Source organism: Companilactobacillus nantensis DSM 16982 (assembly GCF_001435815.1).
Lineage (GTDB): Bacteria > Bacillota > Bacilli > Lactobacillales > Lactobacillaceae > Companilactobacillus > Companilactobacillus nantensis.
Map to the genome: position 1 here is coordinate 60,691 of NZ_AZFV01000004.1, position 25,132 is coordinate 85,822.

The window sequence follows — 25,132 nt, forward strand, 5'->3', positions numbered from 1 at the left end:
ACGTATGCCTAACGTTCTCCCGTACTCAAAATTTTTCGGAGAGACCCTCGATGGTCCATTTAACTATCTGCGTTCGATTGCCATTCTCAGCACCGGCAACTCTCTGGGCGTGCACGATAATCTTGACTTCCATCTCATTGGTTTATGGACGAATTAATTTGTTGTTTACGAGATTAATGCTATTTGGAGATTTTGTCAATAGTCAAATGTGATTTATTTTAATTTTATTAGAGGAAGCCGTCTCCGGAGATGATAATATTCACCGACTAATTAATTGGATTTAGATTATTTCAACTACTCAAAAAAAGCAGTCCTGTTTCTAATTCACAGTAACTACTTTCTTTAATTTTACTTATTCAAATATTTCTTAGCCAATTCTTCTGTTGTCGCATCAAAGGCAACAAAGTATACTTTAGCATCTAAATGAAACTCTCTCACTGTATCAATCGCTACAGCAATAGCTTCTTCCAATGGATATCCATAAATACCGGTACTGAGAAATGGGATTGCTAAGGAATTAACTTCTAGCTTTTGGGCAATCTCCATTGAAGACTTATAAGCATCACTTAAAAGCTGTTTTTCTCCATGTTCACCATCGTTATAACGGGGGCCAACTGCATGTATTACATAGTCAGCATTGAGATCATACGCTTTCGTATAAACCGCTGTTCCCGTTGGTGTACCACCAAATTTCAACATGTCCCGTCCCAATTCAGGCCCAGCTTTTCGATTTAATGCTCCATCAACGCCGCCACCAGGGACTAAAGCACTGTTAGCTGCGTTAACTATCGCATCGACGTGAAATGGTAAATAGGAAATATCTCCTCTAATAACGGAAAGTTTCTCCATAATAATTACTTCTTTCATTCCAAAACGTATTTTTCAATGGCTTTGGAAACGCCATTTTGATTATTGCTCTCCGTGATTACCTTAGCACACTTTTTAACCTCGACTGGGGCATTTTGCATTGCAACTCCCAGTCCAGCCAACTTCAACATTGGTACATCATTAAAGTTATCACCTAAAGTCATTGTTTTATCTAATGATAAATTATATGTCTTGGCTAACTCTCGTAGAGCTTTTTCTTTGGAAACGTGACTATTAGTAATTTCTAAGTAATTTGGTTTGGATAAATAAAAGGAACTATCCGTCATATCAGCGTTACGTAAGTACTGTAAAACATCTGCAATTTCTTCTGGCTCACTGACTAGTAAAAGCTTATGGACTGGGACTTGATGTACGTCAATCAAATGATTGATATCCGTTACGATTGGTTGCAATTTGGTGATTTTTGATTCAATTTCAACCCACTTATCTTGTTTTTCAACATACCAATCAGCACCTGAGTATAAATTTATTGAAACATTAGGAAACTTCTGATGAACAATTTCGATAATCTGGCGAACTTCTTTGATTTCCAATTCATGGCTCAATATGCTCGTAAAGTCTTGTTTATCAAGATTTTTAACCACCAAAGCGCCGTTATAGCAGGCAATTGGATTGTCTAAAACATCAAGTTCCTTAGCAATTGGCAACATCCCTTCTGGTGATCGAGCAGAGGCTAAAACAAACGGAATATCTTTTTGACGTAACTTAGCTACAGTTTGTTTTAATCCACTATCAACAACGTTGTCATCATTTAAAATCGTTCCATCAATATCACTTAAAATCAATTTAATATCCATCATGGTTCCTCCTCAATATTTAACATTCGTAGCTGATAAAATTTGTTCAGCTGGTTTAATATCAGTCAATAAATAATCAAAGTCAGTTATATTACCAATTGAATAAGTTGATTCCTTCGTAAATTTGAAATTCTCTGCTAGCAAAACTTTCGTTTTGGCATTTTCCAATATTAATTGCTTTAAATAAGCATCTTCTTGATCTTCAAAACTAACTTTCCCATTTTTAAGTCCAGCAGCTCCAATAAATGCCACATTGAAATTAATGTGTTTCAAAATTTCTACTTCATTTAATGAATAAAAGAAACGATTCTTCGGAAAGAACTGCCCGCCTAATGCATGCAAATCTATTTTTGAATTACCACTCAACATAATGGCATTATCCAATGAATGTGTGTAAATAGTAGCTTTCGTATCGACAATTTGGGCCAGCTTCAAAACAGTTGTCGATACATCGAAGAAGTATGTACCTTGCGTTTGAATAAATTCTTGTGCCAATTCAGCAATATGTTTCTTTGCATCGCTAAACTCATCTAAACGGTCATTAAAAGAGACTATCTCATTGTTAGTTGGTAACTGCATAATTCCACCGTGAACCCGCTTAACTTTACCTGCTTGTGACAATTTGGCAAAATCACGACGAATCGTATCACGCGAAACATGAAAATGTTCAATCATCTGTTCACTGGTCAAAACATCAGCATCCCGCAACATCTTTAAAATTTCTTCTAATCGTTGTTCTTGATACATATTTCCACCTCCAATAAGTATTTTAACATATTTATAAGCTTTTGTAAGCATTAATAAGTAATTATAAGTATTGATAATTATAATCACTTTCAAACTTTCAATTCCAGCAAAATCAGTGACTCACACTCGGTCTAAATACTGCATTATGATAAAATTAATATAATTGTTTCGGGGGAAACACATTTTGTTATACTGAGGTGATTTTATGAATCAATTTTCTCCGTATATGGACATCTTGCAAAAAACTTCAATTTATTTGGGGATTGCAACAATTGTTCTATTCGGAATTTTCTTATTCTTTTGGCTTAGAGAACCTCGCCAACTAATCCATGGAATAACGTTTACAGTCTTCTTCATTGCTTTTCTCGGTGAATTAGCTGCTCTAATATTTACAACTGGTAATCCAGAATTCATTGTTATTATGGGTGTTTTGTTCGTTCTAATTGTTGGTGTCATTTTAGTAGTGATGTTCTTTATGTGGGCATTACTACTTTGGAACGCTATTGTGGTTTGGAAGCGTGAAAGTCATACATTATCGAATATGTTAACTTTATTTTTAGCAATTTTTCTAATTGCGCTTTGGTTTGCCAATTCGTTTATGGTTGGTCACTCCCGCTTTCTGCCAGATTGGTTCAATGTTTTAATCTCCGGTTTACCAGTCATCGGTTTGTACCTATTACTTTGTTCATACAATTATTTAGCTAGTTCTTTTCTATATCAATTCGTCCCTCGACGTTACAAAGCTGACTACTTGATTGTCCTAGGTGCTGGGCTAATTAACGGTGATACAGTTTCTAGACTGCTAGGAAACCGAATTGATGCCGCCATGAAGTTTGGTAACAAGCAGATTAAAAAGGGCCGTCAAGCTCCTAAAATCGTCTTCTCAGGCGGTCAAGGCCCTGATGAAAAGCTATCTGAAGCTCAAGCTATGGCTAACTATGCTATCGATCATGGCTGGGACAAAGATTTAGTTATTCTTGAGGATAAATCTCGCAATACTTTGCAAAATATGCAATTTTCCAATGCTATTATTCAAGAAGACTATGGCTCTGATAGTGCTTATATCAAGTTTTTCAGTAATAATTATCATATTTTTAGAGCTGGTCTCTATGCTAAAATGGCTGGATTGGCGGCTAATGGTGTCGGTGCGCCAACTAAGTTCTACTTCCTACCAAATGCTTTGATCCGTGAATTTGTGGCCGTCTTCTTAATGCACAAGAAGCGTCACTTAATTGTCTTAGGATTGATTGGTATTGGTATCCTAATAATGATGGGAATTACAATTTATACCGATATTATGGCAAAATAAAAAATCTTCGTATGAGAGTTCATCAAAACTTTCAACGAAGATTTTTTTATTTGTTGTGGAAAACTTTTTCCATAATGACCATTGTGTACCCTGGAACAGGAACTTCACGATCCATTGCTACAAAATTATTTTTCAATAGGAATTGTTGGCTCTGAGCATTTCCTTTCGGATAAGCTACTTCAATTCTCTTTAATCCATTTTCAGATAACGCGACACTTAATTCAGTCATTATTCTTGAACCAATTTCTTGTTTCTGAAAACCAGCATCAACCATGAAGAAACCAATCCAGGCGTCCATTTCAGCTGGATAACCGATAATCAAATCAACAATTGCAATTAATTTATTATCTGCATAGTAACCTAAATAATACTTATCAGCTAAAGTTTTATCAGCTGGTACAACTTTCATATCTTCTAAAATACTGTGACGTGTTGGTGCTGGTGGACAAAAATTAAAGAAGCTTGAATTACTTTGAACTAATTGCAAAGCATGGTCGGCATCAGTCGCCGTTAATTTTTTTACTTGATACTTTGTGGATAACTTTTTGATATCTAACATTTTGCGTCCTCTTTTCCCACAACTATCATAACAAAAAAACATCCCTCACACTGAGAGATGTTTTTTGATTCAAAACTGGAAATATAAATATTAACGTTTTGAGAATTGTGAAGCCTTACGAGCTTTCTTAAGACCTGGTTTCTTACGTTCCTTCATACGAGGGTCACGTGTTAGGAAGCCAGCTGACTTGAGTGATGGTCTGAAATCAGGATCAACATCAAGTAGTGCTCTAGCGATACCATGTCTAATTGCTCCAGCTTGTCCTGAGAAGCCTCCACCGTTAACGTTAGCAATAACGTCGTAGCTGTCTGCTGTTTCAGTGACATCTAAAGGTTGTTTCATATCAGCAATCAAATTGTCAAAAGGAATGTAATCTTTGACATCACGTTTGTTGATAGTAATTTTTCCGTTTCCGGGTACTAGGCGTACACGAGCAACTGAGTCCTTGCGACGGCCTGTTCCGGCATATGATACTTGTGCCAAATTCTTTTCCTCCTTAGATTAGTTTGTTGATATCCAACATTTCTGGATTTTGTGCTTGGTGACTGTGATCAGAACCTGCATAAACATGCAACTTCTTGATTTCTTGACGACCAAGAGTGTTCTTAGGTAACATACCACGAATTGAGTCTTCTACGAAGCGTTCTGGCTTAGTAGCTCTCTTTTCGCCGGCACTGATACTCTTCAACCCACCTGGGTGATCTGAGTGAGAATAATAAATCTTATTCTTAGCCTTTTTACCTGTTAATCTAACTTTATCTGCATTGATGACAATAACATTGTCACCTGTATCAACGTTAGGTGTGTAAGTTGGTTTGTTCTTACCTCTAAGAATAGAAGCAACAACTGATGAAAGTCTACCTAAGACAACATCTTCACCGTCAATTACATACCATTTACGTTCAACTTCACTTGCTTTTGCTAATGGTGTTGTACGCACTTTAAATTCCTCCAGTTTCTACGTCTGTTTGACACTCAATAAGTTTCCGGGGCCTATCGTGGGGCAAACAATACCAGTTACAATAATACTGTGATTTTGACTTCAAGTCAATATTTATCCACAGATTAATCGTAAAAAACTTCTTTTAAATATAGCCCACTTGCAGGTGCTGTACCACGTGCCTCTTGTCGATCCTTCACTTCAAACAATCTCAAGAAGTCATGTACATCTCTGCGCCCATTACCAATCTCTAACAGAGTAGCAACTAAAATTCTAACCATATTATATAGGAAGCCATTGCCTGTAAATTCGAAAACTAATTCGTCATTGTTCTTATTATACACACATGACGCAGAATAGATAGTGCGAATTTTATTTTCTATCACACCACCCGACGCTGCAAAACTCGTGAAATCGTGTTCACCTTCAAGATCTTTTAAAGCAATTTGAATCTTATCCACATCTAGCGCATAAGGATAATGGCCTGTGTAAAACCGTTTAAATGGGTTCGTATAATGTTCGCAATCCACACGATATTGATACGTTTTTTTCTTAACTCCAAACCGAGCATGAAAATTCTCATCTACAATCTCAGCGGATTTAACTAAAACATCTAATGGCATCAAAGAATTGATTGCCCGTAGCATATTTTCAGCAGGAATATTACCTGGATAATCAAAATGAATCACTTGACCTAACGCATGAACACCAGCATCAGTTCGACCTGATCCAAATACATCCACATGTTGTCCCTTAGTCATCTTGCTTAATGCTTTTTCCATTACACCTTGAACTGTTCTTAATTCATTTTGGCGTTGGAAACCATGAAACTTTGTCCCATCATAAGCAATGGTTAATTTGTATCTTGTCATAAATTAATAACTCCGTAAAAATAATAAAATAACTGTCACTAAGGCCATAAAGAACAACATGATATTATCACGCTTATCCCAGCTTAAGACCCGATACTTACTCCGGCCCTCACCGTCTTTATACCCACGTGATTCCATCGCAATAGCTAAATCATAGGCAATTGAAAAACTGCTGACAAAGAGTGGAATCAATATTGGCACGAATGATTTGATACGTTTGATCAAACCGCCTTCACCAAAATCAACCCCGCGAGCTCTTTGAGCATCCATGATTTTAGTCGTTTCATCAACCAATAATGGCACGAATCGCAATGCAATCGACAACATTAAAGCAACTTGAGTCACTGGAAAATTAATTTTTTTCAATGGCTTGAGAATGCTCTCGATTGAATCGGAAATTTCGATAGGCGTCGTAGTTAACGTCAATAACGTTGAAATAAAAATAATCAGCACAAATCTAATAAAAATGTACCCAGCTATGACTAAACCTTCTTTTGAAAAGGTGAAGATTCCCCAATGCCACAGTGGATGACTACTTGGCGTAAACAAAAGCTGCAGCGCGACTGTAAACAAAATCAGCCAAAAGACCGGCTTTAATCCCTTAATAAAGAAACCAAAGTTAATCTTTGATAAATACACCGCAAACAAGACGAATGCTAATAAGAACGCATATGACACGACATTATTTGCTAAAAATACAATCCCCACAAAGTAAAACGTTAATAAGAACTTACCACGCGGATCTAACTGATAAATTATCGAGTCCCCAGGCAAGTATCTCCCCAAAATTATTTTATCCATTACTTAATCACCATTTAACTGTTCCTTAATCTCAGTTCCTAATTCATTAATTGTAATCGGTAGTCGATCAAAATGAAAACCTTTTCGTGATAATTCTTTCGCAAAGGCTGCACTCTTAGGTAAAGTTAATAAATCATCTTGCAATAGTTCTTGGTTGTTGAAAACTTCTTGTGGCAATCCTTCAGCAATTAGTTTTCCACGGTGGATAACTGCCATCTCATCTGCATAGTTAGCCACATCATCCATATTATGTGTAATCAAAATGATTGTCTTGCCTTGTTCTTGAAGATTTTTAAAGAGATCCATAATTTCCTGACGGCCAACTGGATCTAGTCCAGCTGTTGGTTCATCTAAAATAATCGTCTCTGGATCACTCGCTAAAACACCGGCAATAGCTACTCGACGCATTTGACCACCAGATAAATCAAACGGTGATTGACTTAGATGTGACTCATCTAAACCTACCATTTTAATCATCTTATGTGCGGCTGCCCTTGCATCTTCTTCACTAGCCCCAAAGTTCATCGGACCAAACATAATATCTTTTTCCACAGTCTCTTCAAATAATTGACTTTCAGGGAATTGGAAAACCATACCGACTTGTTTACGCAGTGGTTTCAAGTTTTTATTGTTTGTTTCCGGAGTAATGACTCGATCACCGACAGTAATCGTACCCGAAGTTGGTTTTAAAAGCGCATTGATATGTCGAACTAAAGTTGATTTACCACTACCAGTTTGCCCAACAATAGCAGTAAACTTCTTATCTTGAATCTTAAACGAAACGTCATCCAAACCAAGATTAACCGTTGGACTATTAGGATCATATGCATGTGTTACATGTTCGAAGATAATTTCCATAATTGTTCCTTTAGCTCCTCTTCATTTAAATAACCGTCAGGCAATTTAATCGTATCCCTTAGTGTTGATACCAATTCACTCGTAAACGGCTCCTCAAGGCCAAATTTTTCCAAATCGGACCCCAAATCATAGATTTCTTCTGGTTTACCATCACGAACAATTTGACCATCATTCAAAACGACGATTCGTTGCGACAATTCAGTCTCTTCAATATCATGGGTGATTGAAATAATAGTTAAATCTTGTTGACTTCGCAATTGTTGAACTAAATTTAAAACAGTTCGACGCCCATCAGGATCCAACATACTAGTGGATTCATCCATAATGACGATTTGTGGTTTAGTAGCTAACACCCCAGCAATCGCTACACGCTGCTTTTGACCACCAGACAACGACTGTGGATCACGTTTCTTAAATTCGGACATCTTAACTAAGGCCAAGGCCTCATCAATTGCCTTAACCATCTCTTCACGAGGCATACCTTGATTTTCCAAACCAAATGCCACGTCATCCTCTACCGTTGCCCCAACAAACTGGTGATCAGGATTTTGAAAGATAATACCGATTTTAGTCCGAGCTTCCCAAATATTTTTCTCATCAATAATTTGACCATCGACTTCAATTGTCCCAGAATCAGCCTCAATCAGACCATCAATCAATTTCGTCAGCGTTGATTTCCCACTACCATTCTTACCAACGATTGATAACCACTCGTTCTTATAAATATCGAGCGAGAGATTCTTGATAGCTGAGCGCTTAGCTTCTGGATAAGTATAATTTAAGTCTTTAATTGAAATGATTTTTTCCAAAAGTGTCTCCCCTGAAGATGTGTTTAATATTCTTTAGTGATGCCGCCTCTGGGAGTAAGAAATACAGGCTGCTGTGGGGACCGGTGCGAGCCAAGGTCTCGCACCTCGATTTTGAGCTTCGCAAAGTACGCGAATCTCAAAACTCGTCCCGTGGTGTAATGGCTAAAGCCATAACGCCACCTTCACTGCTGCCTATATTTCTTACTCCCAGAGACTAGTTAATTAATTGTTTCAAGTTTATCAATAATCAAGTTTATTGTTGATTACTACAAATACCATTTTCAAATAGATGGCAATAATCATTTTTTAACCCTTAATTGTCCAATCTAGTCTCCAAAAATATTATCCCAACATGATTTAATGCTTAAACATTATCATTACTAACACCAAATATGTACAAATAATGAAAGGCCGTATACTGCCCCAAGTAACTTATATTATGATTCCAACCAATAACTAGTCGGAGGAACCGAGAAAACTTAAATGGCTGTGAAAGTGGCGTTAGAGCTTTAGCTCTTACACCACCGGGCGTGTTTGGAGCCTTATCGAACTTTGATAAGGCTTCAAACCGAGATTCGAGACCTTGGCTCGAATCGGTCCGCATAGCCATTTAAGTTTTCTCGGTTCTGGAGACGGCATACTTAACAATAACTATATAATAACAAAATTTGGGTAAAAAAAAATCATTCGATAAATTAGTGTCCCCTTTGACAGAGATCTCAGAGATAGACTTAGTCGAAAACGACCATCATCTTAACACTCACTAATTCATCAGAATGACTGATTTTTTAAAAATTAATAACACATTATTATTAAACTAATTCAATAATAACCATTGGAGCAGCATCTCCACGGCGTGGAGTAGTCTTCAAAATACGTGTGTATCCACCATTACGTTCTTTGTAACGAGGTGCGATATCACTGAATAGTTTTTGAAGAGCTGATTGAACAACAACTGCGTCATCATCTTCTGTAATGTTAGCAACTTCGTTTCTAACATAAGCAGCAGCTTGGCGACGAGCATGCAAATCTCCGCGTTTACCTAAGGTTATCATTTTTTCTGTTGTACGACTGATTTCTTTAGCACGAGTTTCAGTTGTTACAATATGTTCATTAATGATTAAATCAGTAGTTAAATCGCGTAACATTGCTTTTCTTTGTGAACTGGTACGTCCTAATTTGCGGTAGCCCATGTCTATACCTCCTGTTTGAATTTGATATTATTAGTCTTCTTGCTTCAATGATAATCCAAGATCAGCAAGCTTTTCTTTAACCTCAACAAGTGATTTACGTCCTAAGTTACGAACACGCATCATATCTGCTTCGGATTTTTCAGTAAGCTCTTGCACAGTATTAATACCGGCACGCTTCAAACAATTATATGAACGAACTGATAAATCAAGTTCTTCAATAGTCATTTCAAGTTTCTTTTCTTTTTGAGTTTCCTCTTTTTCGATCATCATGTCTGCACTCTTAGCTTCTTCAGTAAGATTTACAAAACTGTTTAGGTGTTCTGTAAGAATCTTAGCTGACAAACTAATAGCTTCGCGTGGTCCAATTGAACCATTTGTCCAGATATCGATTGTTAATTTGTCGAAGTCGTTTCTCTTACCCACACGAGTGTTTTCAACTTGATAGTTAACTTTTTCTACAGGTGTAAAAATTGAGTCAACTGGAAGAACACCAATAGGTGTTTCGTCCGTCTTATTTTGTTCTGCAGGAGTATATCCACGACCATTTTTAATTGTCATTTGCATGTGGAAGTGTCCACCCTCGGCAACAGTACAAATAAATTGTTCTGGGTCAAGGATTTCCAAGTCATCATCAGCCTTGATATCATTAGCTGTAACAGTAGCAGGACCAACAATGTCGATCTCAGCTTTTAAGCTGTCTTCAGCATAAGATTTAAGCTTTAATTTCTTAACGTTAAGCACGATTTGTGTAACGTCTTCAATTACGCCATCAATAGCTGAGAATTCATGCAATACACCATCTATTTGAATATCAGATACCGCTGTCCCTGGCAATGATGCTAATAAAACTCTACGTAATGAATTACCTAAAGTTGTACCATAACCTCTTTCAAGCGGTTCGATAATATATTTACCATAACTACTACTTTCTTCAACAGAAGTAATAGATGGCTTTTCAAATTCGATCATTCGGTTAGTTCCCCTTTCAAAACGAAATGTGTGTAGCGTAGTTCATATGGGTATACAACCATTCTATACACGACGACGCTTTGGAGGACGAGAACCATTATGAGGAACTGGTGTAACATCACGAATAGCAGTAATTTCCAAACCAGTAGCTTGTAATGAACGGATTGCAGCTTCACGACCTGAACCAGGACCCTTAACAGCTACTTCGACTGTTTTCATACCATGTTCCATTGATTCTTTAGCAGCTGCTTCTCCAGCCATTTGTGCGGCAAATGGTGTTGATTTACGACTACCCTTGAATCCAAGTGCACCAGCTGATGACCATGAAACGGCATTACCGTTAACATCAGTGATCATAACAAGTGTGTTATTGAAAGTTGAGTGGATATGTGCAACACCAGCTTCAATATGCTTCTTAGTACGGCGCTTACGACCTTTACTTTGTGCCATGATTAACCTCCTATCTTATTATTACTTCTTCTTACCTGCAATAGTAGTTTTCTTACCCTTGCGAGTTCTTGCATTGTTCTTTGTGTTTTGTCCACGAACGGGCAATCCACGACGATGTCTCATACCACGATATGAGCCAATTTCTTGTAGTCTCTTGATGTTCATGCTTACTTCACGACGTAAGTCACCTTCGACACGTACCTTATCAACTTCTGCACGAATTTTATCTTCTTGATCAGGAGTTAAGTCTCTTGTACGAATGTCTTCAGATACGCCTGCATCTTTAAGCACTTTTTGAGCTGTTGTTTCGCCGATACCGAAAATGTATGTCAAAGCGATAACAATTCTCTTATCACGAGGTAAATCTACACCTGCTATACGAGCCATAAATCACTGCACCTCCTATTTTATTATCCTTGTCTTTGTTTGTGCTTTGGATCTGCAGAGCAAATAACCATGACGCGACCGCGTCTCTTAATTACTTTACAGTGTTCGCACATAGGTTTAACGGATGGTCTTACTTTCATATTGTGGAACCTCCATTCCATTAAAAAACTTATTATCTATATCTATATGTAATTCTTCCCTTGGTTAAATCATAAGGGGATAATTCCACGGTAACCTTGTCACCGGGTAAAATTCTAATGTAGTGCATACGGATTTTACCTGATACATGAGCTAGAACTGTAGCACCATTTTCAAGTTTTACCTTAAACATTGCATTAGGCAATGTTTCTGAAATTGTGCCTTCTACTTCAATGACATCTTCTTTTGCCAAAGATATTAACCTCCATACGGGATGAAATTAATTCTGCATATACTGGCGAATTATACAATAATTTTCCGTACATGTAAACATTCAAAGCAAAAAGTCTTACAAGTTTTGTAAAACTTTCTTGACTTCGTTATAAACTTCATCTATTTCTTGTTCACCATTGATCTTGTGTAACAAGTTCAACTTGTCATAAAAATCAATTAATGGTGTATTCATTTCAATATTAACTTTCAATCTATTCTTAACAGTTTCAGGCTTGTCATCCTCACGTTGATAGAAGTCATGGCCGCCACAAACGTCACATGTGCCTTCTACCTTTGTAGGATTATAAATTTTATGATAAGTTGCTCCACAATTAGAACAAATATATCTTCCAGATAAGCGATCAACTAATGTTTCAGGCTTTACATCGATATAGATGACAGCATCAATCGGTTTGTTTACATTCTTTGCAATTGTCTGTAAAGCATTAGCCTGTTCAAGAGTTCTCGGAAATCCATCTAACATATATCCATCTTTTTGAACATCATCTTCAGCTAAGCGTTCTTCGACGATAGCTTCGGTAACATCATCCGGAACAAGTTCACCTTTATCGATGAACCCTTTAGCCTTTAGACCAACTTCTGTCTTGTTAGCCATGGCTGCTCTAAACATGTCACCAGTTGAAATATGAACAACTTTAAAATCTTCAACAATCTTTTCTGCTTGAGTACCTTTACCTGCACCAGGCAATCCCATCAATACAATATTCATTGTCACATCTCCAATTATCTAATAAATCCAACGTATTCACGTTTCATCAAAAGACCACGTAATTGACGATCCATTTCCAAAGCAACACCAACGATGATCAACAAACTCGTACCACCTAATCCGATAGATTGAGGTAAGTTGAACAAGTTAGCTGCTAACAATGGAAGTAATGAAACTAAACCTAGGAACGCAGCTCCGACAGTTGATAGTTTCATCAATACACCTGACATGAACTTGATTGTTTCATTACCAGGCCAAACGCCAGGGATATAAGCCCCTTGCTTTTGTAGGTTTTCTGCAAGCTTTTCAGGATTTACTTGAACAAATGCATAGAAGAATGTAAATAATACAATCAACAATGTATAAATAATCGAACCTGTTGTAGTTTGCATACTGAATATTTCTGTTAATACTTGATACCATTGATCTCCACTGTGATTTGCTTGGAATGCCATCAAAATAGTTTGAGGCGTAACAATAAATGAACTAGCGAAGATAACAGGAATAACACCAGCAACGTTAACCTTCAATGGTAGAAAACTTTCACTACCGCTACCAGCTGCACGTCTTGTGTATTGAATAGGAATTCGACGACTTGCTTGTTGAACAAAAGTAACAAATTGCACAACAAGCAAGATAATGACCACAAGGCCAACAAGGAATCCAATATTCTTAGCAAGATCAGCAGAACTAGCATTTGTAATATAATCACGGTAAATTTGTTGAAGCCCATTAGGGAATCTAGCAATAATACCAGCGAAGATAATTACGGAAACTCCATTACCCAAACCTTTGTCAGTAATCTGCTCACCAATCCAAGTAAGAAGCATCGTACCACCTGTAAGGATGATACCGATAGTTATGAAAGCTCTCATATTAGGAGATTTAACTAATCCCAAACCACTTAATTGGTTAAAACCGGCAGTAATACCGATTGACTGAACAAAACCTAAAACAATCGTCAAATATCTCGTTACTTGATTTAACTTTCTACGACCAACTTCACCTTGTTTACTCCACTCAACAAATTTAGGAACAATGTCCATTTGTAAAAGTTGAACAACAATTTGGGCCGTAATGAATGGTGAAACACCCATTGAGAAAATAGAATAGTTTGAAAGACCACCACCGGTAACGGTATCCAATAGGGGAACCAATCCAGTAGAACCAACTTTATCCATAGCCGCAGCATTAACTCCGGGTACGGTAATTTGAGATCCCAAACGGTATATAACAAGTAACATCAAGGTAAATAGGATCTTCTTACGAATTTCCTTTACCTTTAGAGCATCTCTGATAGTTCCAAGCATTAGATCACCTCTACAGTGCCACCAGCGGCTTCAATTGCTTTAGTAGCTGCGGCTGAACTCTTAGCAACTTTAACAGTTAACTTAGCACTAACCTCACCGTTAGCAAGCAACTTAACACCATTATATTGTTTCTTAATGATTCCGGCTTCTTTTAATGTTTCTACATTAACTTCAGCACCGTCATTAAACTTACTTAATTCACTTAGGTTTACAATAGCATATTCCTTGCGGTTGATGTTATTGAATCCACGTTTTGGCATACGACGGAACAAAGGCATTTGTCCACCTTCAAAACCAATACGTGTCTTACCACCTGATCTAGCCAATTGACCTTTTTGACCACGACCAGAAGTTTTACCTGTACCACTTGAAGTACCACGACCTAGACGCTTTCTTGAGTGTCTTGAGCCTGCACTTGGCTTAAGTTCGTTTAGTTCCATTATTGCACCTCCTAATCTTTTAAAATTTATTAATCTTTAACTTCTTCAACGCTTACTAAGTGAGCGATTTTACGTACAGCACCACGAATTGCAGCATCATCCGGCTTAACAACAGAACTTGAAACTCTTGCGAGTCCTAGTTCCTTAACTGTTTTACGTTGAGCAGGAAGGCGGTGAGCTGCACTTCTAATTAGAGTAATTTTAAGTTTAGCCATTATTACACACCTTTCTTCTAGTTAAGCAATTCTTGGGCTGAGATTCCGCGCATTTCAGAAACGCTTTCGGCAGTCTTAAGTTGTTTTAATCCTTCGATTGTTGCACGAATTACGTTAATTGGAGTGTTTCTTCCAAGTGATTTACTTGTAACATCACCAACACCTGATAATTCGATAACGGCACGAACAGCACCACCAGCAGCAATACCAGAACCTTCTTCAGCAGGCTTCAACATGATTCTACCGGCACCGAATGTACCAATAACTTCATGAGGAATTGTTGAACCAACCATAGGAACACTAATAAGGTTCTTCTTAGCATCTTCAACAGCTTTACGAATAGCTTCAGGAACTTCTTGAGCTTTACCAGTACCGAAACCTACGTGACCATTCTTGTCACCAACGATTACGATAGCAGCGAAACGTAGACGGCGTCCACCTTTAACAACCTTAGTAACACGGTTGATTGAGACAACGCGATCTTCTAATTCTAATTGAGATGGATCGATATATGTCATAAATTTGGTTTCCTCCTTCTAGAATTTTAGCCCATTTTCACGAGCTGCTTCAGCAAGACTTTGGATACGTCCGTGATATAAGTAACCACCACGATCAAAGATAACATTGCTAATTTTAGCTTCTTGTGCTCTTTGTGCAACTAATGCACCAACAGCTTCAGCTTGTTCAACTTTTGAACCGTCTTTAACTTCTTTATCAAGAGTTGAGGCACTTGCTAGCGTTACACCCTTTACGTCATCAATAATTTGAGCGTAAATGTTTTTATTCGAACGGAATACGTTTAAGCGTGGGCGCTCAGCAGTACCAGAGATTTTGGCACGGATACGCTTTTGACGTTTTTGACGTGCTTTGTTTTTGTCTGGTTTTGTAATCACAATTTTCACCTCATAGATTTATTTACTATTTACCAGTTTTACCTTCTTTACGACGTACATATTCGCCAACATAACGAATACCTTTACCTTTATAAGGTTCTGGAGAACGTACATCGCGGATTTCAGCAGCAAATTGACCAACCTTTTGCTTTGAAATACCTAGAATGTTAATTTCTGTATTTGAAGGAGATTCGATCTTGATACCTTTTGGTGCATCCATGACAACTGGATGTGAGTAACCAACTGAAAGTGTTAGTACGTCACCTTTAACTTGTGCACGGTAACCAACACCTCGTAGTTCAAGTTTCTTCTCGTAACCTTCTGTAACACCAATAATCATGTTGTTAAGGTTTGAACGCATTGTTCCGTGAAGAGCTTTATCATTATCGCTTTCACGTGTGAACTTAGCTTCTGTACCTTCGATAGTCAACTTGATCTTTGGACTGAATGCTCTTGTTAATTCACCCTTAGGGCCTTTAACAGTGATGTTTTCATCTTTTTGAGTAACTGTAACTCCTGCAGGAATTTCAATTACTTTATAACCGATACGACTCAAATTAGTGCACCTCCTTACTTTATAAGTATATTACCAAATATAAGCGATTACTTCTCCACCAACGTGTTGAGCGCGGGCTTCTTTGTCAGTAATAACACCTTTTGAAGTTGAAAGAATAGCGATACCTAATCCATTAAGAACCTTTGGCACGTTATCTGAATCAACATAACTACGTAGACCTGGTCTTGAAATACGTTTCAAGCCTGAAATAACGCGTTGTTGATCTTTACCATATTTTAAGAAAATACGAAGTACGTTTTGTTTGTTATCTTCGATAACTTCGTAATCCTTGATAAATCCTTCATTCTTAAGAATCTCTGTCATACTCTTCTTGATGTTTGAAGCAGGAATGTCTAGAGATTCATGTTTAACCATGTTTGCATTACGAATACGTGTTAGGTAATCTGCAATAGGATCTGTCATGACCATTTGATTTGCCTCCTTTTTATATTAAAAATCTTACCAGCTAGCTTTTTTCATACCAGGGATTTGACCTTCATGAGCCAATTGACGAAGGCAAAGTCGGCAAAGCTTAAATTTACGATATACGGAATGTGGACGTCCACAACGTTCGCAACGTGTATAAGCTTGTGATGAGAACTTTGCGGGTCTGTGATTACGTACGATTTGTGATTTCTTAGCCAATGAATTTACCTCCTATTATTTTGTAAATGGCATACCGATTTGAGTTAATAGTTCACGTGATTCTTCATCGGTGTTAGCAGTTGTAACAATAACGATGTCCAATCCACGAATCTTGTTAACCTTATCGTAGTCAATTTCTGGGAAAACCAATTGTTCTTTAACACCTAGTGTGTAGTTACCACGACCATCAAATGAGCGTGTTGATACACCACGGAAGTCACGAACACGTGGTAAAGCAATGTTGATTAGTTTGTCAAGGAAGTCATACATGCGGTCGCCACGAAGTGTAACCTTAGCACCGATTGACATACCTTCACGAAGTCTGAAACCAGCGATTGATTTCTTAGCTTTTGTGATCAAAGGTTTTTGACCTGAAATCAAACCTAATTCTTCAACAGCTTCGTCAAGATTCTTTGAGTTAGCAATTGCGTCACCAACACCCATGTTCAAAACGATCTTTTCAACTTTAGGTGTTTCCATGATTGATGAGTAGTTGAACTTCTTCATCATTGATGGTGTGATTTCGCTAACGTACTTTTCTTTTAATGCGTTAACCATTTAGTTTTCTCCTTTCTTATTTATCTTCTTTATCAGTTGTTTTACTTACAACTTTAACGTTAGTTACGCTAATAGGTCTTTCAACGTCAACAATTCCACCTTGGGGTTGAGCGCTGGTTGCCTTTGAATGTTTCTTTACAACGTTAACGCCTTCGACGATAACTTTGTTAGCAGCAGGGATAGCTTTTTTAACTACGCCTGTCTTGCCTTTAGCGTCACCAGCAATAACTTTGACATTGTCTCCAGTTTTTACAAACACTGTTCAGCACCTCCTGAATTTAATTGTTCTTTTTATAGCACTTCTGGTGCTAGGGATACGATCTTCATAAAATCGTTATCACGTAGTTCACGAGCAACGGGTCCGAAGATACGTGTTCCTCTAGGTGTTTTATCAGCATTAATAATAACTGCGGCGTTTTCGTCAAATCTGATGTAAGAACCATCTGTACGGTGAGCACCTGATACAGTTCTTACGATAACAGCTTTAACAACGTCACCCTTTTTAACAACGCCACCTGGTGTTGCTTGTTTAACAGTAGCAACGATAATATCACCGATATTAGCTGTCTTGCGGTTTGAACCACCAAGAACTTTAATTGTTAGAATTTCACGAGCTCCAGAATTATCTGCAACTTTTAGACGACTTTCTTGTTGAATCACGTTTTGGCCCTCCTCTCATCAGTTATAGTCTAGATTGTGACTGCTTTTTCGACGATTTCTAATAAACGGAAGCGCTTTGTCTTTGACAAAGGTCGAGTTTCCATGATACGTACAACATCGCCAACTTTTGCTTCATTGTTATCGTCTTGAACGTAATACTTCTTAGAATATCTTACACGCTTGCCATAAACTGGATGTTGTTTAGTAGTTTCAACAACTACAACGATTGTTTGATCCATCTTATCTGAAACAACACGTCCTTGATATACTTTACGACGGTTACGAGTTTCTTGTGTTTCGCTCAACTTGATGTCCCCTTCCTGTTTATTATTTTTCGTTATTCTTTTGGTTTTGAGCTGTTCTTAATCTTGCAATGTTCTTTCTTACAGCCTTTAAACGAGCTGTGTTTTCCAATTGGCCTGTGGCTTGTTGGAAACGCAAGTTGAATAGTTCTTCTTTATATTCTTTAACCTTGTCTTGCAATTGAGCAGCAGTTAGCTCTTTGATTTCATTAGCCTTCATCAGCGCCACCTACTTCCTCACGTTTTACAAACTTAGTTCTTACAGGTAGTTTGTGTGATGCAAGTCTCAAAGCTTCACGAGCAACTTCTTCAGAAACGCCACCGATTTCAAACAAAATCTTTTCGCGTTTAACTGGAGCTACCCATCCAGCTGGAGCACCTTTACCATTACCCATACGAACACCTACACCCTTAGCAGTGTATGATTTATGAGGGAAGATTTTAATCCAAACCTTACCACCACGCTTCATGTAACGAGTCATAGCAACACGAGATGCTTCGATTTGTCTGTTTGTGATCCAGCTTGAGTCAAGTGCTCTCAAACCATATTCACCAAATGTAACTTCTTTTCCACCTTTAGCTTCTCCGCGCATCTTTCCACGGAATTCACGACGGTGTTTTACACGTTTTGGTACTAGCATAGATTATTCTCCTTTCCCTTCATTTTTTGTTTCGTTGTTGTGTTGTGGTTTAGCAGGAAGAACTTCACCACGATAGATCCAAGTCTTAACACCTAGATTACCGTAAGTTGTCTTTGCTTCAACCCAAGCATAATCGATATCAGCACGCAATGTGTGCAAAGGAACAGTTCCTTCTGTATGCCATTCACGACGAGCCATATCGGCACCGTTTAAACGACCAGAAATTTGTACCTTGATACCTTTAGCACCGGCACGTCTTGTACGTTGAACTGCTTGACGTTGTGCACGTCTGAAAGCAATACGAGCTTCAAGTTGACGGGCGATACTTTCACCAACAAGTTTTGCATCTAGATCAGGTTTCTTGATTTCGATGATGTTGATGTGAATGTTTCTATTAGTTAGACTGTTTAGTTCGTTACGTAGTTTTTCAACTTCAGAACCACCCTTACCAATAACCATACCTGGTTTAGCAGTGTGAATTGAAACAGTAACGTTCTTAGCAGTACGTTCGATTTCGATTCTTGAGACAGAAGCATTTGAAAGTTTGTCTTCAATATACTTACGAATCTTAAGATCTTCATGTAAAAATGTTGAAAAGTCTTTGTTGTTTGCATACCATTTGGCATCCCAGTCACGGATTACACCGACACGGAATCCGACTGGATTAATCTTTTGACCCACTAAAGTTACCTCCTATACTATTCTTTCTCACTTACAACTACTGTAATGTGACTTGTTCTCTTGTTAATTGGTGATGCTGAACCTTTGGCTCTTGGACGGAAACGTTTTAGAGTTGGTCCTTCGTCTACGAAAGCTTCGCTAACGTAAAGGTTTTGTGCATCTAAATCAAAGTTATGTTCTGCGTTTGCAATTGCTGACTTAAGAGCTTTAGCAATAATTGGAGAGCCTGCTCTAGGTGTGAATTGCAAAATTGCAAGTGCTTCAGCAGCTTGTTTGCCTCTGATTAGATCAATAACAAGGCGAGCCTTACGAGGTGCGATACGCACGTTAGTAACTTTAGCTGTTGCAGATGTAATTTCTTGTTCTGCCATCATTTAAGTCTCCCTTCTTATTTCTTTACTGTCTTCTTGTCATCTGTTGCGTGACCATGGAATGTACGTGTAGGTACGAATTCACCTAATTTGTGTCCAACCATATCTTCTTGGATATAAACTGGAACATGCTTACGTCCATCATGAACTGCGATTGTGTATCCTACGAAACTAGGAAAAATTGTTGAACGTCTTGACCATGTTTTGATAACTGACTTCTTGTCAGAATCTGCTTGTGCTTCGATCTTCTTTAGAAGGTGTGCATCAGCGAATGGTCCTTTTTTTAAACTACGACTCATCTTATGTCCTCCTTATATTATTCTAATGAATAGTCTACTTACCTTTTCTATGACGAACGATAAGCTTTTCAGATTTGGCATGAGTTGAACGAGTTTTCTTACCAAGAGTCTTCTTACCCCATGGTGACATAGGAGATGGATGACCGATAGGAGCTTTACCTTCACCACCACCGTGTGGGTGATCGTTAGGGTTCATTACTGATCCACGAACTGTAGGTCTCATACCTAACCAGCGCTTACGACCAGCTTTACCAATCTTAATAAGTTCATGTTGTTCGTTACCAATTGAACCAATTGATGCACGGCAAGTTGAAAGAACCAAACGAACTTCACCAGAAGGCAAACGTAAGATTGAATACTTTCCATCTCTACCAAGCAATTGGATTGAAGTACCAGCTGAACGGCCGATTTGACCACCCTTACCAGGTTTCAATTCAACGTTGTGGATTGTTGTACCAACAGGAATATCTGAAAGAACTAGTGCGTTACCTGGTTTGATATCAGCATCTTTACCAGATTGAATAACTTGTCCTACTTCAAGACCCTTTGGAGCTAAGATGTATGATTTAACACCATCTGAATAGTGAATAAGTGCAATATTAGCAGTACGGTTAGGATCATATTCAATTGACTTAACTGTAGCCTTTACACCGTCTTTGATACGTTTAAAATCAATAACACGGTATTTTTGTTTGTGTCCACCACCACGGTGACGAACTGTAATATGACCGTATGAGTTACGACCAGCTGTATGGCTTTGTGATTCTAGAAGTGTCTTTTCAGGAGTTGTCTTAGTGATTTCTGAAAAGTCAGAACCTGTCATATTACGACGACCGTTTGTGGTTGGTTTATACTTGATAATCGCCATTATTGGACCTCCTTATTTATTCTTCGTCAAAAATCTTAATTTCATCTGAATCTGCTGTAAGAGTAACAATAGCCTTACGACGTTTTGCTGTAAAACCAACATAACGACCTTGGCGCTTCTTCTTACCAGAAACATTCATGATATTTACTTGTTTAACTTTAACACCGAAAACTTCTTCAACGGCTTGTCTAACTAGAACCTTGTTAGCATCTAGGGCAACATCGAAAGTATATTTCTTGTCGCTCATAGCATCCATTGAGCTTTCAGTTACAACGGGGCGAATAATTACGTCTCTTGCGCTCATTATCCAAGCACCTCCTCAATCTTAGAAAGTGCTGCTTGTGTAACAACTAACTTGTTAGCATTAATAACATCAAGTACGTTAACACCTTCTGGTGCAACAACTTTAACGTTGTTAATGTTTCTTGCTGATAGGGCAACGTTGTTGTTACCATCTTCAACAACTACAAGAGCTTTATTGTCAGCACCTACTGTATTTAGTAATTGTGCGAAAGCTTTTGTACTTGGTTTGTCGTATGAAATTGAGTCAATAACGATTACGTTACTGTCAGCAGCCTTTTGTGAAAGTACAGACTTCAATGCCAAACGGCTAACCTTCTTAGGAAGGTGATATGCATAAGATCTTGGTGTAGGGCCGAATACGACACCACCACCTACCCATTGAGGTGATCTAATTGAACCTTGACGAGCACGTCCTGTACCCTTTTGACGCCATGGTTTTCTACCACCACCACGTACTTCGGAACGGTTCTTAACATCATGAGTACCTTGTCTCATTGATGCACGTTGCATGATGACTGCATCTGTAACAACACTATCATTTGGTTCGATACCAAAGATTGCATCTTTTACTTCAACAGCACCGTTCTCAGCACCGTTATCTTTGTAAGCTGTGATTTTTGTCATAACTCATTTCCTCCTTCCTATTTTTGATTAGCTTTAACAGCTGTTTGAATTTTAACTAATGATTTGTTAGCACCGGGAACATTTCCCTTGATCATAATTGCATTACGTTCTGTATCAACTTTAACGATTTCAAGGTTTTGTGTAGTAACACGGTTGTTACCCATGACACCAGGAAGCATCTTACCCTTGAATACACGGTTAATGATGGCACCCATTGAACCAGCAACACGGTGATATCTAGAACCGTGAGTTTCTGGACCTCTAGCTTGACCAAAACGCTTGATGTTACCTTGCATTCCGTGTCCCTTTGTTGTACCTGTAACGTCGACAATATCACCAGAATTAAATGTATCAACTGTAACGTTGGCACCTAATTCGTAGTCTCCCATTTCAACATCGCGGAATTCGCGAATGTAATGTTTAGGAGTTGTATTTGCCTTTTCTGCATGACCTTTGGCAGGTTTGTTTGATAAGACTTCGCGTCTATCTTCAAAACCTAGTTGAACGGCCTCATAACCATCATTTTCAACTGTCTTAAGTTGCATAACAACGTTTGGTGTTGCTTCAACAACTGTTACGGGAACAAGTTCACCGTTGTCAGTGAAAATTTGAGTCATTCCGACTTTTTTACCAAGAATTCCTTTTCTGGCCATGTTTGCACCTCCAATAATTTATTTTTAATAATTATAATTTGATTTCAATGTCAACACCAGATGGTAGATCCAACTTCATAAGTGAATCAACCGTCTTCTTTGTTGGGTTAACAACGTCGATAAGTCTTTTATGTGTACGCATTTCGAATTGCTCTCTAGAATCCTTGTGCTTATGTGGTGAAGCTAACACTGTATATAGTGAACGTTCTGTAGGCAATGGAATTGGACCTGAAATTTGAGCTCCAGTTCTCTTTGCTGTTTCCACAATTTTGTCAGCTGATTGATCTAGAATACGATGTTCATAAGCCTTCAAACGAATGCGAATCTTTTGACTTGCCATGGGGTTACCTCCTTTTTATCTCTTTCAAGATGACCGGCTCCGTGAAAATATCCGCCAGCCCTGCCGTGGCAAAGCGGCCGGGTGTGTCGCAACCTCTCACTTCTAAACCGTCGATATTATTTTAATATCACTTTGGTACATACTTCTATATGAAATAAGCACTCTTATAATACTACACGATGAACTCCACATTTTCAAGGTAAAATCAAGCATTTTTTTAAATGTCAGTCGCTTTCTTAAAAAACGATTTTCATCTATACTCTAAAAGAAACCATGGAGGTGTGAATTGAATAATAATCTCGAATTTAGTTATAATAACAGGTTTCCAACAAATAATAAAGACAATTTTTATTTTATTTTGTTCAAGGTCCAGGTAATCCTGAATGCATTGTTTATTTTCAGCTACAGCGCTGTGACCAAGAATCTATATTTGTTTGGTCCTATCATCCTTAATTTGTTAGCTTTGTATATCAAACCTAACCCCGATAAAATTCTTGATCGGATGAATTTCATTTTTCAATTATTCTTCCAGGTTTTTATCATTGCGGAATCATACTATTATTTGATCAATGTTACGACACATTTATATAATTGGAACTTACCTAGTTCAATTGGACTGTTGCTCGTTTCAATGCTCGTTATGTACATTCCATATATGATTGTCTTCTATGGAAGGATTAGAAACAAACTACTGCAGTTAATCACGATTTTCTTTACTTTTGAAGTAATTGCTATGGGTGCATCAAGTCTAGTAACTTATGGAACAATTATTTACTTCAATCCATTTATGGGCCTATTAACTAACTCTGCATTTCTGGGTGCTTTAATGTTTCTCGTATTAACTTTAGTTATCATGCGTCGTTGGAATTACGATTGGCCTAAAATGCGTCTTTCTAAAGCAGCTAGTCTCAAAGTAATGATTCCTATATTACTTATTAGCATTTGGTTTATTATGTGGAATGCTTTTGGCGGTGGTAATAGTCTATTCAAATCATTCTTTACTTTTAATTTCTCAGGTATTGCCTTCAAACCTCAATTCGTGCTCAGTGGTCTGGAAGCTGGGATTGCAGAAGAGTTATTATTTCGATATGCTTTCCTAACCATTCTATTAGTTGCTTTTCAAAACACTCGTTACCAAATTTTCTACGTCGCTGGTATTAGTAGTCTCTGTTTTGGTTTAATTCACTTAGGTAACGTTTCAGCTGGTCAGAGCCTAGCCAATACGGTCAATCAAGCCATCTTTGCTTTTGGTATGGGATTATTAATGTGTGGGATTTATTTATACACCGATCTCTTCTATGTACCTGTTATCTTCCACACCCTACTTGATGCATTAGTCTTTAGTGTCTCAGGTGAATTAATGTCTGGTAAGGTAACTATTGCAGATAGTATTTTAACAGTGTTAGAGACAGGATTATTCGTCCTGGTTGCCATTCTTTTACTAGTTGCCGTTTATAATAGAAGAAACACGTCATTTAATTTTAAAAGTAATAGCATTAAATTCTAAAAAGCTCGCTGTCTAGATAATATTTATTAAGGGAAGCTTTCCAAAATAACTAACAAATTGAGAATAGACTCTTAATTACAAAAAAATTAGGAAGTTACGTCTATGATAAAGTATCAAGTAAATAACAAAATAAGCAAAAACGATTTGGAACAACTGTATTCCAGTGTTGGATGGTTTGCATATACTAATGAAATGACTAATTTAACGAAAGCTATTGATAATTCCTTATTAGTGATCACTGCCTGGCAGGACGAGAAATTAGTTGGTTTGATTAGAACAGTTGGCGACGGCTATACAATATTATATATTCAAGATATTTTAGTCCACCCTGATTTTCAAAATCAAAAGATAGGAACTACTCTTATGACTATGGTTCTGGCTAAGTATCCTCACATTAGGCAAAAAGTATTATTAACCGAGGACGCCCCAAACGTCAGATATTTTTATGAAAAATTCGGTTTTATCTCTTGCGATAAGGGTAATACAGTTGCTTTTTATAAAGAATCTGAAGGTTGAAAGTTAAATATGCTGTGGAGATGGTACTGT

Annotated in this window: 42 protein-coding genes; 3 read left to right on the forward strand and 39 right to left on the reverse strand. The window is 37.8% G+C overall.

Going from position 1 to position 25,132, the window contains the following annotated elements:
- Positions 1–348: 348 nt before the first annotated feature.
- From FD31_RS02615 to FD31_RS02625, 3 genes are read right to left on the reverse strand one after another with little or no spacing between them, the layout of a single operon-like run.
- Positions 349–849, reverse strand: a complete 501-nt coding sequence (locus tag FD31_RS02615) for a macro domain-containing protein (RefSeq protein WP_057891221.1) — start codon at positions 847–849, stop codon at positions 349–351.
- 14 nt (positions 850–863) lie between these two features.
- Complete coding sequence (locus FD31_RS02620) at positions 864–1,688, reverse strand: Cof-type HAD-IIB family hydrolase (protein WP_057891222.1); 825 nt, start codon at positions 1,686–1,688, stop codon at positions 864–866.
- Positions 1,689–1,697: 9 nt separating this feature from the next.
- On the reverse strand, positions 1,698–2,432 hold the full coding sequence (locus FD31_RS02625) for a DeoR/GlpR family DNA-binding transcription regulator (protein WP_057891223.1): 735 nt from the start codon (positions 2,430–2,432) through the stop codon (positions 1,698–1,700).
- 205 nt (positions 2,433–2,637) lie between these two features.
- Here FD31_RS02625 and FD31_RS02630 point away from each other — a divergent pair, with 205 nt between their 5' ends.
- Positions 2,638–3,741, forward strand: coding sequence for a YdcF family protein (locus tag FD31_RS02630; RefSeq protein WP_057891224.1), 1,104 nt, complete (start codon positions 2,638–2,640; stop codon positions 3,739–3,741).
- 46 nt (positions 3,742–3,787) lie between these two features.
- Here the strand turns inward: FD31_RS02630 and FD31_RS02635 are convergent, their stop codons facing one another.
- From FD31_RS02635 to rpsJ, 36 genes are all read right to left on the reverse strand, one after another.
- Positions 3,788–4,300, reverse strand: coding sequence for a GNAT family N-acetyltransferase (locus tag FD31_RS02635; RefSeq protein ID WP_057891225.1), 513 nt, complete (start codon positions 4,298–4,300; stop codon positions 3,788–3,790).
- 90 nt (positions 4,301–4,390) lie between these two features.
- On the reverse strand, positions 4,391–4,783 hold the full coding sequence (rpsI, locus tag FD31_RS02640; RefSeq protein ID WP_010018559.1) for a 30S ribosomal protein S9: 393 nt from the start codon (positions 4,781–4,783) through the stop codon (positions 4,391–4,393).
- Between the two features lie 13 nt (positions 4,784–4,796).
- Complete coding sequence (gene rplM, locus FD31_RS02645; RefSeq protein ID WP_057891226.1) at positions 4,797–5,240, reverse strand: 50S ribosomal protein L13; 444 nt, start codon at positions 5,238–5,240, stop codon at positions 4,797–4,799.
- Positions 5,241–5,365: 125 nt separating this feature from the next.
- Entirely contained in the window at positions 5,366–6,112 is a 747-nt protein-coding gene (gene truA / locus FD31_RS02650) for a tRNA pseudouridine(38-40) synthase TruA (protein ID WP_057891227.1), read from the reverse strand.
- 3 nt (positions 6,113–6,115) lie between these two features.
- The gene (locus tag FD31_RS02655) at positions 6,116–6,913 is read right to left on the reverse strand and encodes an energy-coupling factor transporter transmembrane component T family protein (protein WP_057891228.1); all 798 of its coding nucleotides are present in this window, start codon (positions 6,911–6,913) and stop codon (positions 6,116–6,118) included.
- Between the two features lie 3 nt (positions 6,914–6,916).
- On the reverse strand, positions 6,917–7,771 hold the full coding sequence (locus FD31_RS02660) for an energy-coupling factor ABC transporter ATP-binding protein (protein WP_057891229.1): 855 nt from the start codon (positions 7,769–7,771) through the stop codon (positions 6,917–6,919).
- The gene (locus FD31_RS02665) at positions 7,747–8,580 is read right to left on the reverse strand and encodes an energy-coupling factor ABC transporter ATP-binding protein (RefSeq protein ID WP_057891230.1); all 834 of its coding nucleotides are present in this window, start codon (positions 8,578–8,580) and stop codon (positions 7,747–7,749) included. The genes FD31_RS02660 and FD31_RS02665 overlap by 25 nt, the downstream gene beginning before the upstream one ends.
- Before the next feature lie 812 nt (positions 8,581–9,392).
- The gene (rplQ, locus tag FD31_RS02675) at positions 9,393–9,773 is read right to left on the reverse strand and encodes a 50S ribosomal protein L17 (RefSeq protein WP_057891232.1); all 381 of its coding nucleotides are present in this window, start codon (positions 9,771–9,773) and stop codon (positions 9,393–9,395) included.
- Positions 9,774–9,803: 30 nt separating this feature from the next.
- Positions 9,804–10,742 (reverse strand): DNA-directed RNA polymerase subunit alpha, encoded by a 939-nt coding sequence (locus FD31_RS02680; RefSeq protein ID WP_057891233.1) that lies wholly within the window; start codon positions 10,740–10,742, stop codon positions 9,804–9,806.
- 63 nt (positions 10,743–10,805) lie between these two features.
- Positions 10,806–11,192, reverse strand: a complete 387-nt coding sequence (gene rpsK / locus FD31_RS02685; RefSeq protein WP_041501351.1) for a 30S ribosomal protein S11 — start codon at positions 11,190–11,192, stop codon at positions 10,806–10,808.
- Between the two features lie 21 nt (positions 11,193–11,213).
- Positions 11,214–11,579: a 30S ribosomal protein S13 gene (rpsM, locus tag FD31_RS02690; RefSeq protein WP_057891234.1), complete on the reverse strand. Its 366-nt coding sequence runs from the start codon at positions 11,577–11,579 to the stop codon at positions 11,214–11,216.
- A gap of 23 nt (positions 11,580–11,602) precedes the next feature.
- Positions 11,603–11,719, reverse strand: coding sequence for a 50S ribosomal protein L36 (rpmJ, locus tag FD31_RS02695; protein WP_010018546.1), 117 nt, complete (start codon positions 11,717–11,719; stop codon positions 11,603–11,605).
- Positions 11,720–11,751: 32 nt separating this feature from the next.
- Positions 11,752–11,970: a translation initiation factor IF-1 gene (gene infA / locus FD31_RS02700; protein ID WP_010018544.1), complete on the reverse strand. Its 219-nt coding sequence runs from the start codon at positions 11,968–11,970 to the stop codon at positions 11,752–11,754.
- A gap of 96 nt (positions 11,971–12,066) precedes the next feature.
- Positions 12,067–12,720: an adenylate kinase gene (locus tag FD31_RS02705; RefSeq protein WP_057891235.1), complete on the reverse strand. Its 654-nt coding sequence runs from the start codon at positions 12,718–12,720 to the stop codon at positions 12,067–12,069.
- Positions 12,721–12,734: 14 nt separating this feature from the next.
- Positions 12,735–14,030: a preprotein translocase subunit SecY gene (secY, locus tag FD31_RS02710; protein ID WP_057891236.1), complete on the reverse strand. Its 1,296-nt coding sequence runs from the start codon at positions 14,028–14,030 to the stop codon at positions 12,735–12,737.
- A complete protein-coding gene (rplO, locus tag FD31_RS02715; protein WP_057891237.1) occupies positions 14,030–14,470 on the reverse strand; it encodes a 50S ribosomal protein L15 in 441 nt (146 codons plus the stop codon). Before rplO ends, secY begins: the two co-directional genes overlap by 1 nt.
- Positions 14,471–14,499: 29 nt before the next feature.
- Positions 14,500–14,685 carry a 50S ribosomal protein L30 gene (rpmD, locus tag FD31_RS02720; protein WP_057891238.1) on the reverse strand — a complete coding sequence of 62 codons (186 nt, stop codon included), beginning with the start codon at positions 14,683–14,685 and terminating at the stop codon, positions 14,500–14,502.
- 17 nt (positions 14,686–14,702) lie between these two features.
- Complete coding sequence (rpsE, locus tag FD31_RS02725; protein ID WP_057891239.1) at positions 14,703–15,203, reverse strand: 30S ribosomal protein S5; 501 nt, start codon at positions 15,201–15,203, stop codon at positions 14,703–14,705.
- An 18-nt stretch (positions 15,204–15,221) separates the two neighbouring features.
- Positions 15,222–15,587 (reverse strand): 50S ribosomal protein L18, encoded by a 366-nt coding sequence (rplR, locus tag FD31_RS02730; RefSeq protein WP_057891240.1) that lies wholly within the window; start codon positions 15,585–15,587, stop codon positions 15,222–15,224.
- Between the two features lie 16 nt (positions 15,588–15,603).
- Positions 15,604–16,134, reverse strand: coding sequence for a 50S ribosomal protein L6 (gene rplF / locus FD31_RS02735; RefSeq protein ID WP_057891241.1), 531 nt, complete (start codon positions 16,132–16,134; stop codon positions 15,604–15,606).
- Positions 16,135–16,164: 30 nt separating this feature from the next.
- On the reverse strand, positions 16,165–16,563 hold the full coding sequence (gene rpsH, locus FD31_RS02740) for a 30S ribosomal protein S8 (RefSeq protein WP_057866672.1): 399 nt from the start codon (positions 16,561–16,563) through the stop codon (positions 16,165–16,167).
- A gap of 30 nt (positions 16,564–16,593) precedes the next feature.
- Positions 16,594–16,779: a type Z 30S ribosomal protein S14 gene (locus FD31_RS02745; RefSeq protein ID WP_010018530.1), complete on the reverse strand. Its 186-nt coding sequence runs from the start codon at positions 16,777–16,779 to the stop codon at positions 16,594–16,596.
- Between the two features lie 15 nt (positions 16,780–16,794).
- Positions 16,795–17,337, reverse strand: a complete 543-nt coding sequence (gene rplE / locus FD31_RS02750; RefSeq protein ID WP_057891242.1) for a 50S ribosomal protein L5 — start codon at positions 17,335–17,337, stop codon at positions 16,795–16,797.
- A gap of 16 nt (positions 17,338–17,353) precedes the next feature.
- A complete protein-coding gene (gene rplX / locus FD31_RS02755) occupies positions 17,354–17,596 on the reverse strand; it encodes a 50S ribosomal protein L24 (protein ID WP_057891243.1) in 243 nt (80 codons plus the stop codon).
- Between the two features lie 32 nt (positions 17,597–17,628).
- Positions 17,629–17,997, reverse strand: a complete 369-nt coding sequence (gene rplN, locus FD31_RS02760) for a 50S ribosomal protein L14 (protein WP_025084417.1) — start codon at positions 17,995–17,997, stop codon at positions 17,629–17,631.
- A 29-nt stretch (positions 17,998–18,026) separates the two neighbouring features.
- Positions 18,027–18,302, reverse strand: a complete 276-nt coding sequence (gene rpsQ, locus FD31_RS02765; protein ID WP_083483571.1) for a 30S ribosomal protein S17 — start codon at positions 18,300–18,302, stop codon at positions 18,027–18,029.
- Between the two features lie 22 nt (positions 18,303–18,324).
- Entirely contained in the window at positions 18,325–18,519 is a 195-nt protein-coding gene (gene rpmC, locus FD31_RS02770) for a 50S ribosomal protein L29 (protein ID WP_057891245.1), read from the reverse strand.
- Positions 18,509–18,940 (reverse strand): 50S ribosomal protein L16, encoded by a 432-nt coding sequence (gene rplP / locus FD31_RS02775; protein WP_057891246.1) that lies wholly within the window; start codon positions 18,938–18,940, stop codon positions 18,509–18,511. Before rplP ends, rpmC begins: the two co-directional genes overlap by 11 nt.
- A 3-nt stretch (positions 18,941–18,943) precedes the next feature.
- Positions 18,944–19,621, reverse strand: a complete 678-nt coding sequence (rpsC, locus tag FD31_RS02780) for a 30S ribosomal protein S3 (RefSeq protein WP_057891247.1) — start codon at positions 19,619–19,621, stop codon at positions 18,944–18,946.
- Positions 19,622–19,638: 17 nt separating this feature from the next.
- Complete coding sequence (rplV, locus tag FD31_RS02785; protein WP_057866732.1) at positions 19,639–19,992, reverse strand: 50S ribosomal protein L22; 354 nt, start codon at positions 19,990–19,992, stop codon at positions 19,639–19,641.
- Positions 19,993–20,009: 17 nt separating this feature from the next.
- The gene (gene rpsS / locus FD31_RS02790; RefSeq protein WP_057891248.1) at positions 20,010–20,291 is read right to left on the reverse strand and encodes a 30S ribosomal protein S19; all 282 of its coding nucleotides are present in this window, start codon (positions 20,289–20,291) and stop codon (positions 20,010–20,012) included.
- A gap of 34 nt (positions 20,292–20,325) precedes the next feature.
- A complete protein-coding gene (rplB, locus tag FD31_RS02795; protein ID WP_057891249.1) occupies positions 20,326–21,159 on the reverse strand; it encodes a 50S ribosomal protein L2 in 834 nt (277 codons plus the stop codon).
- 16 nt (positions 21,160–21,175) lie between these two features.
- The gene (rplW, locus tag FD31_RS02800) at positions 21,176–21,463 is read right to left on the reverse strand and encodes a 50S ribosomal protein L23 (protein ID WP_041501332.1); all 288 of its coding nucleotides are present in this window, start codon (positions 21,461–21,463) and stop codon (positions 21,176–21,178) included.
- Positions 21,463–22,086: a 50S ribosomal protein L4 gene (gene rplD / locus FD31_RS02805; RefSeq protein WP_057891250.1), complete on the reverse strand. Its 624-nt coding sequence runs from the start codon at positions 22,084–22,086 to the stop codon at positions 21,463–21,465. Before rplD ends, rplW begins: the two co-directional genes overlap by 1 nt.
- Before the next feature lie 17 nt (positions 22,087–22,103).
- Positions 22,104–22,739 carry a 50S ribosomal protein L3 gene (gene rplC / locus FD31_RS02810; RefSeq protein ID WP_057891251.1) on the reverse strand — a complete coding sequence of 212 codons (636 nt, stop codon included), beginning with the start codon at positions 22,737–22,739 and terminating at the stop codon, positions 22,104–22,106.
- A gap of 31 nt (positions 22,740–22,770) precedes the next feature.
- Positions 22,771–23,079 (reverse strand): 30S ribosomal protein S10, encoded by a 309-nt coding sequence (gene rpsJ, locus FD31_RS02815; RefSeq protein WP_010018513.1) that lies wholly within the window; start codon positions 23,077–23,079, stop codon positions 22,771–22,773.
- Positions 23,080–23,365: 286 nt separating this feature from the next.
- Between rpsJ and FD31_RS02820 the strand changes: the two genes are divergently transcribed.
- Both FD31_RS02820 and FD31_RS02825 read left to right on the forward strand, forming a co-directional pair.
- Positions 23,366–24,586, forward strand: a complete 1,221-nt coding sequence (locus FD31_RS02820; RefSeq protein ID WP_057891252.1) for a CPBP family intramembrane glutamic endopeptidase — start codon at positions 23,366–23,368, stop codon at positions 24,584–24,586.
- 102 nt (positions 24,587–24,688) lie between these two features.
- Complete coding sequence (locus tag FD31_RS02825) at positions 24,689–25,102, forward strand: GNAT family N-acetyltransferase (RefSeq protein ID WP_057891253.1); 414 nt, start codon at positions 24,689–24,691, stop codon at positions 25,100–25,102.
- The last annotated feature ends 30 nt before the right edge of the window (positions 25,103–25,132 follow it).

Excerpts from the sequence above, each read along its gene's own strand:
- FD31_RS02615 (WP_057891221.1), bottom strand. The coding sequence starts at position 849 with ATGGAGAAACTTTCCGTTATTAGAGGAGATATTTCCTATTTACCATTT.
- FD31_RS02620 (WP_057891222.1), bottom strand. The coding sequence starts at position 1,688 with ATGATGGATATTAAATTGATTTTAAGTGATATTGATGGAACGATTTTA.
- FD31_RS02625 (WP_057891223.1), bottom strand. The coding sequence starts at position 2,432 with ATGTATCAAGAACAACGATTAGAAGAAATTTTAAAGATGTTGCGGGAT.
- FD31_RS02630 (WP_057891224.1), top strand. The coding sequence starts at position 2,638 with ATGAATCAATTTTCTCCGTATATGGACATCTTGCAAAAAACTTCAATT.
- FD31_RS02635 (WP_057891225.1), bottom strand. The coding sequence starts at position 4,300 with ATGTTAGATATCAAAAAGTTATCCACAAAGTATCAAGTAAAAAAATTA.
- truA (WP_057891227.1), bottom strand. The coding sequence starts at position 6,112 with ATGACAAGATACAAATTAACCATTGCTTATGATGGGACAAAGTTTCAT.
- FD31_RS02655 (WP_057891228.1), bottom strand. The coding sequence starts at position 6,913 with ATGGATAAAATAATTTTGGGGAGATACTTGCCTGGGGACTCGATAATT.
- FD31_RS02660 (WP_057891229.1), bottom strand. The coding sequence starts at position 7,771 with ATGGAAATTATCTTCGAACATGTAACACATGCATATGATCCTAATAGT.
- rplQ (WP_057891232.1), bottom strand. The coding sequence starts at position 9,773 with ATGGGCTACCGCAAATTAGGACGTACCAGTTCACAAAGAAAAGCAATG.
- FD31_RS02680 (WP_057891233.1), bottom strand. The coding sequence starts at position 10,742 with ATGATCGAATTTGAAAAGCCATCTATTACTTCTGTTGAAGAAAGTAGT.
- rpsK (WP_041501351.1), bottom strand. The coding sequence starts at position 11,192 with ATGGCACAAAGTAAAGGTCGTAAGCGCCGTACTAAGAAGCATATTGAA.
- rpsM (WP_057891234.1), bottom strand. The coding sequence starts at position 11,579 with ATGGCTCGTATAGCAGGTGTAGATTTACCTCGTGATAAGAGAATTGTT.
- rpmJ (WP_010018546.1), bottom strand. The coding sequence starts at position 11,719 with ATGAAAGTAAGACCATCCGTTAAACCTATGTGCGAACACTGTAAAGTA.
- FD31_RS02705 (WP_057891235.1), bottom strand. The coding sequence starts at position 12,720 with ATGAATATTGTATTGATGGGATTGCCTGGTGCAGGTAAAGGTACTCAA.
- secY (WP_057891236.1), bottom strand. The coding sequence starts at position 14,030 with ATGCTTGGAACTATCAGAGATGCTCTAAAGGTAAAGGAAATTCGTAAG.
- rplO (WP_057891237.1), bottom strand. The coding sequence starts at position 14,470 with ATGGAACTAAACGAACTTAAGCCAAGTGCAGGCTCAAGACACTCAAGA.
- rpmD (WP_057891238.1), bottom strand. The coding sequence starts at position 14,685 with ATGGCTAAACTTAAAATTACTCTAATTAGAAGTGCAGCTCACCGCCTT.
- rpsE (WP_057891239.1), bottom strand. The coding sequence starts at position 15,203 with ATGACATATATCGATCCATCTCAATTAGAATTAGAAGATCGCGTTGTC.
- rpsH (WP_057866672.1), bottom strand. The coding sequence starts at position 16,563 with ATGGTCATGACAGATCCTATTGCAGATTACCTAACACGTATTCGTAAT.
- rplE (WP_057891242.1), bottom strand. The coding sequence starts at position 17,337 with ATGGTTAACGCATTAAAAGAAAAGTACGTTAGCGAAATCACACCATCA.
- rpmC (WP_057891245.1), bottom strand. The coding sequence starts at position 18,519 with ATGAAGGCTAATGAAATCAAAGAGCTAACTGCTGCTCAATTGCAAGAC.
- rplP (WP_057891246.1), bottom strand. The coding sequence starts at position 18,940 with ATGCTAGTACCAAAACGTGTAAAACACCGTCGTGAATTCCGTGGAAAG.
- rplV (WP_057866732.1), bottom strand. The coding sequence starts at position 19,992 with ATGGCAGAACAAGAAATTACATCTGCAACAGCTAAAGTTACTAACGTG.
- rpsS (WP_057891248.1), bottom strand. The coding sequence starts at position 20,291 with ATGAGTCGTAGTTTAAAAAAAGGACCATTCGCTGATGCACACCTTCTA.
- rplB (WP_057891249.1), bottom strand. The coding sequence starts at position 21,159 with ATGGCGATTATCAAGTATAAACCAACCACAAACGGTCGTCGTAATATG.
- rplW (WP_041501332.1), bottom strand. The coding sequence starts at position 21,463 with ATGAGCGCAAGAGACGTAATTATTCGCCCCGTTGTAACTGAAAGCTCA.
- rplD (WP_057891250.1), bottom strand. The coding sequence starts at position 22,086 with ATGACAAAAATCACAGCTTACAAAGATAACGGTGCTGAGAACGGTGCT.
- rplC (WP_057891251.1), bottom strand. The coding sequence starts at position 22,739 with ATGGCCAGAAAAGGAATTCTTGGTAAAAAAGTCGGAATGACTCAAATT.
- rpsJ (WP_010018513.1), bottom strand. The coding sequence starts at position 23,079 with ATGGCAAGTCAAAAGATTCGCATTCGTTTGAAGGCTTATGAACATCGT.
- FD31_RS02825 (WP_057891253.1), top strand. The coding sequence starts at position 24,689 with ATGATAAAGTATCAAGTAAATAACAAAATAAGCAAAAACGATTTGGAA.